Source organism: Methanococcus voltae PS, from assembly GCF_024807035.1.
In the GTDB taxonomy this organism is placed as follows: Archaea; AGJL01; Methanococci; order Methanococcales; family Methanococcaceae; genus Methanococcus; species Methanococcus voltae.
Genome location: NZ_JANUCQ010000001.1, coordinates 156,315 through 170,378 on the forward strand (window position 1 = coordinate 156,315; position 14,064 = coordinate 170,378).

At 27.2% G+C, this 14,064-nt stretch carries 16 protein-coding genes; 10 read left to right on the forward strand and 6 right to left on the reverse strand.

The window, feature by feature from the left end; all coding sequences use genetic code 11:
- Positions 1–21: 21 nt before the first annotated feature.
- A complete protein-coding gene (locus tag M2325_RS00780) occupies positions 22–909 on the reverse strand; it encodes an HDIG domain-containing metalloprotein (RefSeq protein ID WP_425352924.1) in 888 nt (295 codons plus the stop codon).
- A 311-nt stretch (positions 910–1,220) separates the two neighbouring features.
- On the opposite strand from M2325_RS00780, the gene M2325_RS00785 reads away from it, so the two are divergent.
- From M2325_RS00785 to M2325_RS00830, 10 genes are all read left to right on the forward strand, one after another.
- Positions 1,221–1,589, forward strand: a complete 369-nt coding sequence (locus M2325_RS00785) for a cysteine-rich small domain-containing protein (protein ID WP_259050555.1) — start codon at positions 1,221–1,223, stop codon at positions 1,587–1,589.
- Positions 1,590–1,708: 119 nt separating this feature from the next.
- Positions 1,709–2,725 (forward strand): prepilin peptidase EppA, encoded by a 1,017-nt coding sequence (gene eppA, locus M2325_RS00790; RefSeq protein ID WP_209590134.1) that lies wholly within the window; start codon positions 1,709–1,711, stop codon positions 2,723–2,725.
- Positions 2,726–2,951: 226 nt separating this feature from the next.
- Positions 2,952–3,362, forward strand: a complete 411-nt coding sequence (locus M2325_RS00795; RefSeq protein WP_209590135.1) for a class III signal peptide-containing protein — start codon at positions 2,952–2,954, stop codon at positions 3,360–3,362.
- 222 nt (positions 3,363–3,584) lie between these two features.
- Positions 3,585–4,739 carry a DUF515 domain-containing protein gene (locus tag M2325_RS00800; RefSeq protein ID WP_209590136.1) on the forward strand — a complete coding sequence of 385 codons (1,155 nt, stop codon included), beginning with the start codon at positions 3,585–3,587 and terminating at the stop codon, positions 4,737–4,739.
- Positions 4,729–5,760 carry a hypothetical protein gene (locus M2325_RS00805; protein WP_259050557.1) on the forward strand — a complete coding sequence of 344 codons (1,032 nt, stop codon included), beginning with the start codon at positions 4,729–4,731 and terminating at the stop codon, positions 5,758–5,760. Before M2325_RS00800 ends, M2325_RS00805 begins: the two co-directional genes overlap by 11 nt.
- Positions 5,761–5,927: 167 nt before the next feature.
- On the forward strand, positions 5,928–6,407 hold the full coding sequence (locus M2325_RS00810) for a class III signal peptide-containing protein (protein WP_209590138.1): 480 nt from the start codon (positions 5,928–5,930) through the stop codon (positions 6,405–6,407).
- Positions 6,408–6,698: 291 nt separating this feature from the next.
- On the forward strand, positions 6,699–7,133 hold the full coding sequence (locus M2325_RS00815) for a hypothetical protein (RefSeq protein WP_209590139.1): 435 nt from the start codon (positions 6,699–6,701) through the stop codon (positions 7,131–7,133).
- Between the two features lie 171 nt (positions 7,134–7,304).
- Complete coding sequence (locus M2325_RS00820; protein ID WP_259050559.1) at positions 7,305–8,213, forward strand: ExbD/TolR family protein; 909 nt, start codon at positions 7,305–7,307, stop codon at positions 8,211–8,213.
- 108 nt (positions 8,214–8,321) lie between these two features.
- Positions 8,322–8,861, forward strand: a complete 540-nt coding sequence (locus M2325_RS00825; protein WP_209590141.1) for a hypothetical protein — start codon at positions 8,322–8,324, stop codon at positions 8,859–8,861.
- Between the two features lie 229 nt (positions 8,862–9,090).
- The gene (locus M2325_RS00830; RefSeq protein WP_259050561.1) at positions 9,091–10,893 is read left to right on the forward strand and encodes a DUF2341 domain-containing protein; all 1,803 of its coding nucleotides are present in this window, start codon (positions 9,091–9,093) and stop codon (positions 10,891–10,893) included.
- A 185-nt stretch (positions 10,894–11,078) separates the two neighbouring features.
- On the opposite strand, the gene M2325_RS00835 is transcribed toward M2325_RS00830, so the two are convergent.
- The 5 genes from M2325_RS00835 to M2325_RS00855 all read right to left on the reverse strand — a co-directional run bounded on the left by M2325_RS00835 (position 11,079) and on the right by M2325_RS00855 (position 14,049).
- Entirely contained in the window at positions 11,079–11,456 is a 378-nt protein-coding gene (locus M2325_RS00835) for a dihydroneopterin aldolase family protein (protein ID WP_209590143.1), read from the reverse strand.
- A gap of 39 nt (positions 11,457–11,495) precedes the next feature.
- Positions 11,496–12,566 carry a DHH family phosphoesterase gene (locus M2325_RS00840; RefSeq protein ID WP_209590144.1) on the reverse strand — a complete coding sequence of 357 codons (1,071 nt, stop codon included), beginning with the start codon at positions 12,564–12,566 and terminating at the stop codon, positions 11,496–11,498.
- Positions 12,567–12,808: 242 nt separating this feature from the next.
- Complete coding sequence (locus M2325_RS00845; RefSeq protein WP_209590145.1) at positions 12,809–13,150, reverse strand: prefoldin subunit beta; 342 nt, start codon at positions 13,148–13,150, stop codon at positions 12,809–12,811.
- A 73-nt stretch (positions 13,151–13,223) separates the two neighbouring features.
- On the reverse strand, positions 13,224–13,487 hold the full coding sequence (locus M2325_RS00850; protein WP_209590146.1) for a KEOPS complex subunit Pcc1: 264 nt from the start codon (positions 13,485–13,487) through the stop codon (positions 13,224–13,226).
- 19 nt (positions 13,488–13,506) lie between these two features.
- On the reverse strand, positions 13,507–14,049 hold the full coding sequence (locus M2325_RS00855) for an rRNA maturation protein (RefSeq protein ID WP_209590147.1): 543 nt from the start codon (positions 14,047–14,049) through the stop codon (positions 13,507–13,509).
- Positions 14,050–14,064: the final 15 nt, after the last annotated feature.

The window sequence follows — 14,064 nt, forward strand, 5'->3', positions numbered from 1 at the left end:
TTTACATTAATTTAATTTAATTTAATTTTTATCTTTTTCATTGTTATCTTTATTTTTATTCAAGTCTTCATTTCCATTTTTAGGATTTAATTCCATTAAATCTTTTAAATATTCAATTAAATTCTCTTTTCCAATATGTGAGCGTAATTCATAAATTTTTAGAGGGGTTATTTTTTCATATAATTTATTATCTTCAATATTTAAGTCTCTTGCTCTTGAATTTCCAATTCTGATTGCAATATCATTTAAATTAGCGTCCATATTATCCGCAAGGTGTATAATCCAAGCTTCTATTGAATCAGGACGCGAAGACCCATAATCACCATGATGACTTGAGACTACTTTAATTAATTTCAATGGAAAATCTCTTTTATATAATTCTGATACTGCTAATGTCAAATGTTCCAAATGGAAATCTGAAATATGGTCAAATCTTCTAATAACTTTTGTTTCAATCGTATATCCTGGTTTCTCAGATTCACAATTATTATTATAATTATTATTTTTGTTTTCATTACTTTCTTTATTTTCGTTATTTTCGGTATTTCTAACTTTATATTCTTTGATTTCTTCTTTCAATACGTAGTTTTGCGGTTTCATGATATCATGAAGTAACGCTCCCGAAACTATTAAATCTTTATCTAATTCTAATCCGTAAACATCTTCTAAAGCTGTCGCAATATTGTACGATAGTTTAGTAACTGCCATAGTATGTTCTAAAAGTCCTTTTGGATATTTATGATGTCTTTTAACACTCGCAGGGGATTCTTCCAACGAAACATTTGAATTCTCTATCTCACAATGTGTAGGGATTGGATTTTTTATAAATTCAATTGTTTTTTCTCTAAGTTCGGGGTCTTTTATTTTCTTTGTTTCATCAAATAGGCTTTCAATGCTTAAGTTATCCATATTATTTTTATGATTTATCATGTTGTTCCTCAATTATTATTTAATTTTTATAATGTTCTAATATTTTTATTTTAATTCAATATTCATATGTCACACATGTGTAATAAATATATCATTATGACCTATTTTAGAATTAATTAAAATTTTAATATTATCTGCTATGAACTACAATGCAAATATCATGATAGATATAAATTAACAAAAATAAAATGGCAATTATTAAATAATTTAGAGTAGTATAATCTAAATACGTAAAAAAAGTAAATAAAATTAGTTAATATGTATATTCTATTTAGATGGGGTATGATAATATGATAGAACTTGCAAAACAACATTTAAAAAAAGTATTGGAAACATCCGGTTCAAATACAAACTGCGAATATTATCCCTGCCATTATGAAGGGCAATCCTGTTTATGGTGCTATTGTCCATTTTACCCATGCAATGATAAAGAATTGGGAGATTGCATTACAAGAAAAGATGGTTCCAAAATATGGAGCTGTATGAAATGTAAATGGATTCATAAACCCGAAATAGCTTCTGAAGTTTTGAAGCAAATATTGGAAGTTACACAAATGGATACTATTGAAGAAGCAGTTAAGAAATTAGATGAAGACCCTTCGATATTAGGAAATATTAAAAAGAATGTAGAAAATAAACTTGGAAAGAATAATGAATAATGTAACTAAAATATGTAATATATAAAATAATTAAAATAAATTAAAATAATAAACAAATAACTACTATATTTTATTTAATTATTTAAAATATAGAACGATATGGATTTAAACGTGGAATTATGGATTTTTTGATTATTGCATACATTTTAAATGGATTATTGATAGGTTTGGCTACTTATACCGATATAAAGGAAAAGATAATACCGCATTATATCACAATATTTATGTTTTTAATAAATATTTCTGTTGGATTTTATTATTTCGGCTTTGATTCGATAACTGCATTAATATCTACGCTAATTTTGGGCTTAATACTTGGTGTAGGTATGGGTGGGGGAGATATTAAGCTTTTTGCTACATTAGCGCCCATATTCGCATATTCTAGCTTTTTATACATCCCTATCCCAATTTTTGCAATAATCTTGTTAAGTTTCATATTTGCAAGTATTTGGCCAATGAAATCCATATTTGTAAAATATTGGAAAGAAATTGTACCTTCTGCAGGATATATGGCAATGGTAATTGGTTTTATTACTTATATAATAACTTTTTATGGCTTACCTTTCAAAATTTTGTTTGTTTGGGGTTTTGCAATTTTATCTATAATATCAATTAGGAAATTCTCAGTTTATAAGACTTTATCAAAATATTTGGGTTATTTATCTCCACTATACCTCGTAGTAATATATTTGATAGATAGTGCCTATTTTGCAACTCAAAATATACTTATGACTTTCATAGGTTATATTTTACAATTATGCTTACTTTCAGTAGTATTATATGCTTTAACTGGTGAAGAAATATCTATTAAAAAGCCTGTTTCTGAATTAAACGAAGGTGACATTATACGAGATATAATAATTATAAACGGCGAAAATGTCACCGTTGAGAATTCTGGACTTTTAAAGCGTATAAAAATAATGTTTAATGCTCAAATTGGAAAAATAGAAGGTAAAGTTATTAACTTAGATGGTGAAGGTATCTCTAATGAAGAGATGGAATTGATAAAAGATTTAAATTCTAAAGGTAAATTGGATGAATTAAATATTTTAAAAACTTATCCTTTCGTGCCTTTTGTATTACTAAGTTATATAATAATTTTAGCAGTAAAATACTTAAATATTTACCCAATTTAAATTTTATTCTTATTTTTATTCTTATTATCCTTTTTTTAATGGTTTAATTTAACAATATATTTTCAATCGTTCATTTTTCAATATTCATTATAATTACCATCATCCCTAATTACTATATTCATATATATCATAAAAAAAATATGATATATTATGTGAAATAATCTATGAATTAAATATACTTATATAAAAATAATTTCTCAATAATTTCACATTATTCGGTGAAACTTTGAAAAAAATAGAAAATAATATTTTTACAATCAATAATGGTCGAAAAAGGGGTAAAAAAGGTCAATTATCTTTGGAATTTTCAGTTATGGTATTGGCAATACTTGTAATTTCTTATGCCATGACTTCCCATTTTATGAACGACGTTTTAAACCAACAGGTTAAAAATGTGGGTGATGTGGACATACTTGCAAAATCTGCCGTAAGTTTTTTAAATGCTGGTTATAATGGTTCAAATGCAAGAGTATACTTCATACGTTCTGAGATAATCAACCGTGAAGGTGAATACGATATAACAATCGTGTTAGCAAACGATACGCCGATTTCAGATTCTGATAAAAAATATTTAAGAGATTATATTACGGATAATTTATCTGCAAATGCTACAGTTACCTTACAATTTGAAAATTAAACCAATTTATAAGTAAATTACCTCGTACTTATCGCTAATCTAAACCCATAAATTAATATAAAATGTAAAAGATAGAGTACTTTATAAAAAGGGTATTTTGTACTTGGTACATTATATTTAAATTATTCAATTATTCAAATTTTTATTATATTTAATTTTATTTATGATACCCATTATTTATCATTAATTATTGACAATATTGTTATATTTAAGGGGGAAATAATGTCTGCTGAGGAGTATAGCGATAAAGTAAAGTCTTTGAAGTCTAAATCAAAAAAGTCTTCAAGAATTTATTATAGGCACCTTCGTTCGGTTTTAATATTGGCACTGATAACAGTTATTATTGTTAGTTCTTACTATATATATACCAATATAAAGGCTGAAGATCAGGTCAGGCTGGAGCAAACCAAGGAATCATCCATAATTACTGTAAATAATCTGTTTGAAGCTTATCCATCAGACCATCGAAGGTTATCTTTTATTGCCAAAATACAAAATAGTCAATCTATATCTGAAGTTAACGAAGTAGTTGATGAAGCTACTGATTATATACAGGTTAAGGAATATAAAGATTCGTCCATAGGTCAAATTATCGCCATGTATGGCTCTTATTATGATTATAGTAGTAGGGCGCCAGAATTGGTTCGTAAAATACAAAGTGCAAATAGTATTGATGAAATAGATGAATATTTCAGCACCATAGATATAAAATCTGAAATAACAACTGTATTAAATAGTTATGTGGATTATCAGCTATCATCTGGTGACGAATACTATTATGTTAAAACAAAAACTACTAGGATATTTATAAATAGAGATAATTTGAAGAAATACGTAGAATCATTGAATTTAGGAAGTTTAGATGGATTTTCAGTAACTTCCGTTAAAGGAATGGATAAAGTAACTATAATGTTAAGTTCTGACCAATGTGGTAAATTACCAGAAATTGGTGAATTTATTAAAATATATTCAAAGAATGATACTAATTTCTTAACATACGCAATTGTAGATAATTCATACATGGCATTATCTAACTTGAAATATTCTGAAACTAAAATGGTATCTTCTGTAGTAGAAGATGATGGTAATGAAGATACTTTAGAAAGTAGCTCTTCTGTATCATATACTTTAGACAACGTACCCGGAATATTGCACGCTACAGTAGCAGGAAAATTGGATTATGGTAGTGTAAGTAATAAATTTTCAAGTTATGGGCAAAAACTAAATGAAATTGAAGAAAAAACTCAAATATTTGATGATAATGTCAATTATGTATTAATTGTATCAATACCTTCAGAGCAAATTCCAATGCTTATTTCGAAGAATAGTGAAGAACTTGTAATTGTAAGAACATTAGGTGGTTTGGATGACGTCTAACTCTAAAGGCAAAGATTTTAAAACTTTGAAAGGGAATAATGGATTTAAAATTCCCTTATTCTTCTTTTTCATATTATTTATATTATTATCATTAAATGCAACATTTGCGGAGACTAATATAGCATCTATAAATACAAATTGGGAATTTAAAGGGGATATGACAAATAATAACCCTTATTCGGTTTTTGTGAATGTTCCAACAGAAGTTAAATACGAGATTAAAGAATTAAAGAAAGTTCAGTATTTTAAAACATTAGATTATGAAGACTATGATGATGAAGGTTATGAATACGACATGTTAAATGTGGGTATAGAACCATTATCTGAACTAAATGGTAGAACTGGATTTTGGATACCACCTTATTCAAAAGTAACTTTTAAATTTTATGGTGCAGGTGTCGATTACCTGGTTGTAGATTATGAAGAAGACGAAGACGATGATAATGACGAAGAAGACGATGATAATAACGAAGATACAATACAATCTAGCATTCCAAAAGTTATTATTAACATAACTAGAGGCGATGACTTAGATTTAGATTATACCGAAGATAAAATGGAAATTGTTGGACCGATGGTTCTATCAAACATCAAAATAATCGATATGAATGAATTTATACCTGCATATAAAAATAACGGCATAGAGTTGAGCAACGTTAGACTTTATGTACGTGGTAACTTGGTTAATTTAGCTGGAGGTACTATATCCATAGTTATGCCAGCACCAATCGTATTAAATGGATATTCGGAAATAGATACGTATAAAGCTATAAATGGTCCAAAAGCTTGGATTGATTCTTACAATACTTGGATAGGTAAGTTTAAAGAATTATCTAGTAAAAATAATCACATCGATAGTTTTTTATTACCTACAATAACTGATTACTCAATAAGTAGTAATTCTTTAGATGTACCTGCATTTGCATATACTACAGATTCGCCCGAAGAAGTCGGATTTTATTATGTAGTAAAATGGGAACCAAAATCTTCAGATTTAGAGGTTGAAGATTTATTTATTTAATTATTTTAAAAATGAATAAATAGAATATATTATATAATAAAATATAATTTTATTTATTAATTAATTCTTATCTATATTTTATCACTTTTATAATGTTTATCACTTTTATAATCTTATTATGCTTATAAATTTTATACTAGGTTGCCAAAATCAAATGAGAGGATAATATGACAATTAAATCTAAATATAAGCCCGATAATAATTCAAAAAAAATATTTGGTAGAAAATTTAGGAGAACCAAAGGTCAAATATCCATGGAATTTTCAATATTGTTTTTGGCTTTATTGGCATCTGTTGTAGTGGCAACTATAATTCCAGGTTTATTTGGGTTAGATAAGACCACAGAAGTTGCTAAAGCTAGTTTAGCACACGGTAGTTTGTCAAATCTAAAATCAAATATTCATATGATAGCTAGTCTTGATGAAGGTTCTTATAAATTAGTACGGGTAAAATCTCCAGCTGACTCAACTTGGAACTTTGCAACGCGTAATATTTCTGTTTCAGGGGATGGTTATGAGGTAAGTGCAAGTTTGGACACAGATATAGAAATGCTCAATAGCAATTCTTTTCATGTAAACACCTCTAAATTGTTATCTTTCAAACTTTTAAATGACGATAACAAAGTAAAGATTGAATTAATACCTTAAATCTAATTTAAAATTATTTCTTTTTTAATACATTCAACATATTCAACATATTCAACATTTGATTATACTTAATCCATAAAATTATATATTTTTTCGAATATATTTAATATTATAAAGTAGAGAATTAGTTATGAGAATAACATATTAAAACAATTTAAAACAATTTTAAAATCATTACTTTAATTATTCCATATGGTCAAGATACTCAACATATTCAAAATATTCAAAATATTTAACATTATGAACCAACATTTTAAATTTTAAAATTTCTGCGGTTAAAAAGTCGATACTATGAAAATAGGTAGTTTTAAAACAAATAGGGGGCAAATTGCTTATGATTTTTTAATAGCTATGCTGTTAATCATCATAACATTTTCAATAATTGGAAATATTGTTATAAATACTGCAAATGAATTTAAAAAGGCAGAAATAGTTAATTCAGCAGATGCAGTGCTTAATATATTTGAGAATACTGCTATAGTGGCTTATAATAAAGATGTAATACTAAATTCAAGTTTTGATAGGATATACGGAAAAAACTACGATATATTTTATGCAAATAAGGTAATACACGTCAAAAGTAAAACAACTATAACATTTTATAAAAATGGTACTAAAGTTATGACTAAAAATGCCGAATTATCGGGTATAGATATGGGAAACTCTTTAAAAGTAGTTGTTGATGATTTTTACGTTTCAAAAGAGTTAAACGTAGAATTGGCGTAAGATAATACAGTTAATGTTAGTAGTTTAATAGCAATTATAACACGTATAATAATATCACTCATATTATAATACTAATATTGATAATTAAATATTTTTAATTAAATATTTTAAAACTATTAAATACGCAAATATTATATTTAATGCGATATTAGAACTTTTGAAAGGTAAATTATGAAGATTATTAAAAAAAGTAAAATTTTAGCAAAATTAGAGGGCATAGCTAAAAATTCTGACCAATTTAAATTCAGAGGTCAAAATATATTAACTCGTAAATTGCGGTCAAAAAAAGGTTATATATTTAGCTATGAAGCATTAATTGTAATTATGCTATTTTTAATCATTTTTTTCATAATTACCTCTAATTTGTTTAATTCTTTCTTAAATGTCCAAAATGAAGTGCAGGATACTCAGGAAGTACAAAAAGTTAATTTACTTGCAGCAAAAATATACAATGATTACGAATTTCCTTCTGATAACTACGAAGTGGATTACCATAATTTCTTAACGTCTTTAACAAGACATTATTATGATGATGAGAAAATAAAGGGTAGTTATGACCCAAATTGTGACGATACGTATAATTATGAGTATGAATATCAATTTACTAATATATTGGTTTCAGATGTTAATTCACTGGTCATAAACAATTCGAAACATCAAGGGGTTTTTAGTAGAAAAGTTTATAATTTTAATGGTAAAAAATTGGTACCTATCTCACTATCTAAATTAACTGGATACAAATACTACTTTACAATGAACCAAGGTCAAATATTTTACTATAAAAATAATGACGAAGGGGCTTTGGGTAACGTTACAATACGTGCTGACGTTCCAACAAACGCCATATTTGAGATAAACGGTGTTTTAACCAATAGAACATTATCCACTACAGACTCAAGATCTGAATTTGAAAAATTTTTAGATTATAATAATGGAAATTACTTAGAAATTAAATTATTGAGTGTATATAATAATCCAGAAACTAATAATATTTATTTCACAGTTACAAATGATTATAATTTAGTGAATTACGGTCTTAAAATGGAGTCTAAAAATGTTACATTGAGTATAGGGGCTTAATTTGATTAAATCATTTTTTATATAATTTATAAAATTATGTTTATTAAAGAGAAATATATCCATATAAATTATAAAAAAGGTAATAAAGATACTATCGGTGATTTAAGTATGATATTTGATTACGATGTTCTTTTTGCAATTTTAATTTTAATTGTGGGAACATCTATTTACACTGTTGCAGTATTTGAAGATACAGAAGGATACACTGAAGCAGTAGAATTCAATGTTTTAAACAATAAAGCAATATCTACCATGGAATCATTATTATCTGAAGGTACTTTGGAAAATGTGATAGTGTTGCTTAATACAGATATTGAATCGTCAATAATTGATTTGTATTTGGATAGTCGGATAAATTATGATAATTATAATTTGGTGATTGGTAATTACAGCTATTCAAAAGGCACCATAAACGAAAATTTTGCAATAGTTCACACAATTGTCCAAATGAATCGTTCAAGCGGTTGGTATGTAATATATTGGAATACACAGTCCGGCTCTAAGAATGTAAATACAATGGGTCCATTTTCTGATGAGGATACTGCGTTTAAAGCATCTGATTCCATATCTGCAGACCGTAAGAAAGTATTGTATTATCATAAATCAGGATTGCCTGTAAACGCATCTTTAACCCTATATACCAAATAAATACTAAATAACTATTAAATAATTAATTAAATAACTAATAAACAAATTTAAATAGCCTATTTATTTAATATATATATCTGAAGTATTTTAAAATTATAAGTTTCATTTGTTAATACTTTTTAATTTTAACTTTATAATTACTTTTAATTCGTAAAACATGAATTATTTAAAATTCAAAATAATAAAAGAATAGGTATATAAGAATATAAGAAGATAATGTCGTGATATTATGTATCTTTCCCACTCTACAACAACTCTAGTACTTTTGATAATGCTATTCGGCGTTATTTCGTTTACAATGTTGGATACGTATAAAAATAGTGCTTTAGAGGAAGCTAGTGCCAATACTTTGGGTCTTAAGGCGGATTCTTTAGAAATAATGGTTTCTAATTCAATACCCAAGGTTTTTAACAAAGTCTTAAATGATGCAGAATTCCAGGTTATAAATAGCCATAATTCGGGTAGTGACAGCCCATTTTTTGATAATACGGATAGTGTGTTAAATTATCTGGATAGTCGTACAGAAACCGAGGTTCATAATAATTTAGAATCCGTAAAAACTGCTTATGAGGATTCAGGTTATGATTTAGATTATAATTTTGAAGTAACAAATATTTCAATGGTGAATGGATTTACATTCAATTTAGAATATACCTTAGATTACAATTTATCAAAATCTGGGGCTTTGAGAAGTAAATCTTACGAAGATTCAAAAAATGTAACTGTTAAGACAATAATTAGCGCTTATCATTATGTAATGAGTGATAAAAAAGACTCTTTGTATATTAAAAATCCAAATGCTCAGGATTTAGAGAATTTCCCAGTATTTATCGTATTAAATAACTCTAATTATAACTTTGATAAGAATAATAATGGTGAAGGGTTAGACTTTTATCATAATGGTGTAAAATTAAATTACTGGGTTGAATATTGGAATTCATCATCACTAAGACCTAAGGCGTTTGTATGGTTAAAAATGAATTTAAGTGCGAATTCTGTTCAACAGGTGGACATTCATTACGAAGGTACTGGAATATCTGATGGTAAAAATGTTTTTACCATGTTTGATGATTTTGAAAGTAGTGACGATACAATATTTAAAAAATATATATTTGAAGATAATGACGAGTGGGATTACGATACTAGCACAAGTCCATTTTCCAATCCATTATACAATAACAATATGACATATTCACTTGCAGATTACCAGCCTCCGCGGATGATTACTTATGATACGCTAAATTCAGTTACAACTGATAATATATATCATCCAACACAGGGAAGACCCTATATTGCAGAAGTGGATTTAAAAGGTAAAGAGGATGGTTATTCGTCACCGCAAATGTTAATGGGTTTTTATGGAGATTATAATGGTGCTTACGAATTAGGTTATTATACTGCCGAATTAGGCGGCTCTCGTGATTACATATACTACTTTACCACCAATAATTTCTATGGAGATATACCATTGAATGAAGATTATTTAATTATTGGGGAGTATTATGAACAATACTACTATAGTTATCTTGCAGATAGTTATATTTTACACAATGATAAAGACTGGATAGGTGTCGATTCAGGATATAGTCCTTCTAGTGACAGGTGGTATCGACTTAAAGTGGTATTGGATCACGTTATGGGCGATACGAGGGTACAAGTGGCTACGTTAGATGATTACATTTATTACAATAATAAAATATATCATAATTATTGGCGATATGGAACATATCGGCCTAGAGATTCTTATTTCATATTGGGAAGTTCAAACGGAGATAACTTAAATAACCCTGAACTTTACTACGATAACTTTAGAGTAAGGAAATATGCACAATTTGACCCCTATGTTTCAGGAAGTACACTAGGAAATAACTTAATTTATATTTCGCCACCAACTTCTTCGGATAAATATGAAATAGGCGGTTCAAATGCAGTATTTGTGGAAAATCCAACAAGTCCTTCAATAGTAGATATGTTAACGGGTTTAAATAATTCAAATTGGGGTTATGGAATTACAGTATCTTCTTATTTATAATCCCATGTAATTTATTTTTATTATTTTTAGTATTTTTTCAATTTTTTATACACTTAATACTATTTTTAGATTTAATATCATTTCTTTTAATTAATTTTAAATTAAGATTTTTAAACTAGTATAAATTTTAAAATATCATAAAAAGAGAAAAAAGTAAGTATAATTTAGTTAAAAAGTAGTTAAATTTAATCTTCGACATACATTAACGGATAATTTAATTCAGGTATGTAGTTTAATCTTATTTTGTATTCTTTTTCTTTTCCCACAATTAGTGTAACATCTAACATTTCACCAGTTAGTGATACGTAATCATTTTCTGCAATTTCTAAGTTTATGTTTATAAGAGCCTTTTTTATGAAAGGTTGGTTTTCCATAGCGCTCTTTATAGCCTCTTCTAAACACCCCTTTGAATTCATGCTTATTGGAGTCCCTACAAATTGGTGGAATAAAGCACCCATGGAAATACCGCCTTCAAATACTGCCCTTTCTTTTTCAGTTAAATTTTTAAAGTAACTATCGAATATATCATCCTGTTCTAATCTTTTTTCGTTTAAATTATCCATAAACACACCATATTTTATCTGTATTTTACTAATTAACAATTATTCATTAGAGTTTAATTTTTCTTTGATAGTATCTATACAAATTTTAATTATTTTAGAAACTGCTTCATCCTTTGAAGTAGTTTTATCCCAATTAGCGTTTAAACCGGCAGCTTCTGCATGCCCTCCGCCTTGACCATTTATTTTATGAGCTACTTCTTCCATTAGTTCACCCATATGGAGTTTTTTAGAAACTGATTTTCTACAACGTGAGCTTATTCGTATTTGCCTATCTCTCTTTCGAACCGCTGTAACTAAGGCTAAATCTGCACCGATACTGACCGCAGTTTTTGCGCAAGAGGCTTCATATGAACTAGCATTTGAAATGGTAACTATTAATCCGTTTATTTCTTCAATCTGCATTCTACTACATGCTTTTAAATGTGCAATTCTTTTCCCTTTTTCGCTTTCTTGACTTAAAAGATAGAGTATTCTCTGAAAATTTAAGTCTTTAATCAACCAGGTAATCATTTTAAAGGTTTCTTCGCTAGCAAGTTTTAAATGTTTTGTATCGTAAGCTATACCACAAAGTAAAGCAGTTCTAACACTTTTTGGAGGAAACAAATTAATATCTTTAAGTATTCGTGTAACCATTTCACAAGTGGATGTAGATTCTTCATTAACTATTAAAAAATCGCATTTTGTAGACAGTTCCGTTTTTTTGTGATGGTCAACCATGGCAAGAAATGACTTGTATAGTTTTTCTTCATTAACGGTTATTTGGTTAATTGAAGATGTATCTACTAAAAATACTTTTTCCGGAATGTTGGGATATTCTATAATTTCGATATCATAATTTAAGGAAGGTAATTCTTCAAGCATGTTACGTGATATCTTGCTAATTGAATTTGCTGAAATTTTGTATTTTCCAATAATTTGGCTTTTTTCATCCTTAATTTTATCTTCGACAATCTGCTTTGATTTTTTAGGTTTGTTCAAATGTTCCGCTAAAAATCTAAGGCCTATACATGCCCCTATTGCATCAGGGTCGGCATTGTGATGACATAAAAATAAAATTTCATCGGATTTTAGGCTTTCCTTTAATTTTTCAATATTGTATTTATTATTCATAAAATCATCATCTTTTCTTTTAAATTTTATAAATTTAATTTTCCTTATTTTATATTAAAATGTAAAGTAATAATGTATTACTACGTAATTAACATTGTTAAATGTTTGTAAAATAGAATTAAATATTTGAGTAATTATTGTCAATTAATTAAAAAAATTATAGTAAAATAATAAAGATAAGAACTAATAGTTAATTATTATATTATATTCTTACCATATTTTTGAATTAGCGAGCTATTGAATTATTGGGTATTTTCAAGAGCTTTTTGTAAGGTTTCTTGGAGTTCTTCATATCTTTTTTGCATTTTCTCTTCTTGCTTAGCGAATGTAGCAACTCTAATGCTTAAAGTTTCCAATTTTTCTTCTAATTCAACTTTAACTTCGTCTTTGTTTCTTTTAATTAAAATTCCGCCAGCCATTTTGAAAACTTCGTCAGATTCTGATTTTGCCATTTCTTCAATTGCTTTTTCGAATTCTTTCATTTGTGTTTCAAATTGTTGTTTTTGCATCATAATCATTTGCAATTGTTGTTGTAATTGTTGAAATTGTGCAATTTGATTTTGAACATCTGCAGGAATATCCATATTATCAATCCTCTTTATCTTTCATTGTGTTATTATTATATTATTATATTATTATATTATTCAAACTTTAATATTATCTTTTATTTATAATTTCGTATATATTTTCAGCGGTTTTTATCCATCTAATATATGAATAAACTGAAGCTTTTAATATACTTACTTCTTCAGCACTTCCACGTATTTTTATGACATTGCCAATAATATTCATATCACATTTTGAACGAATTTGACTATCACAATGCTCAACATATATACTATTATAAATAGTTTTAGCTATTTCAACGTCTTCAAACTTTAATTCAAGTTCAAAATATGGATTTTCGTTATTTTTTTCCATTATTTCACGAATAATAAATTTATTCTTCATCTTCAAAAATATCAAAGATTTTATGACCCGTAATTTTTAATTTAGGGCCTATGTGAGTAGTTGTGGATTCATTAACATCGTAAAAGTCTAAAAAGTATACTCCTTCACAACCTTTATTGAATTTTAATAGCGTATAATTTATGTTATCTTTTTTATTGGTATTAATAGCATAAATTGGCTTTTTTATATTTTTAAACAAAAATTTTGTAAATAATTTTCTAAATTCTCCACAATTGTCTTCAAAATCATAAACAATACTATTTTGAATGTCTATTTTTTCAGAGATTATCTCTCTTTGTAATTTAACCGCCATAATTACTGAAAAAACCTTATTATTTTCAACATCGTATATCTTTAATTTATTGGGGTTACCCTTTAATTCTTCGATAACAATTAGATTTTTGTATTTTTCAAGTAATTCTGAAGCTGAAGTTTTACCTCGGTTAACAGTTTTTATGTTAAAAACTCTTGATAAATCATTTGCTAAACTACGAGTTCTTTGTGAAGGTTTTCTAGATGTGGTTATTATCATTTTACTAACCCTACT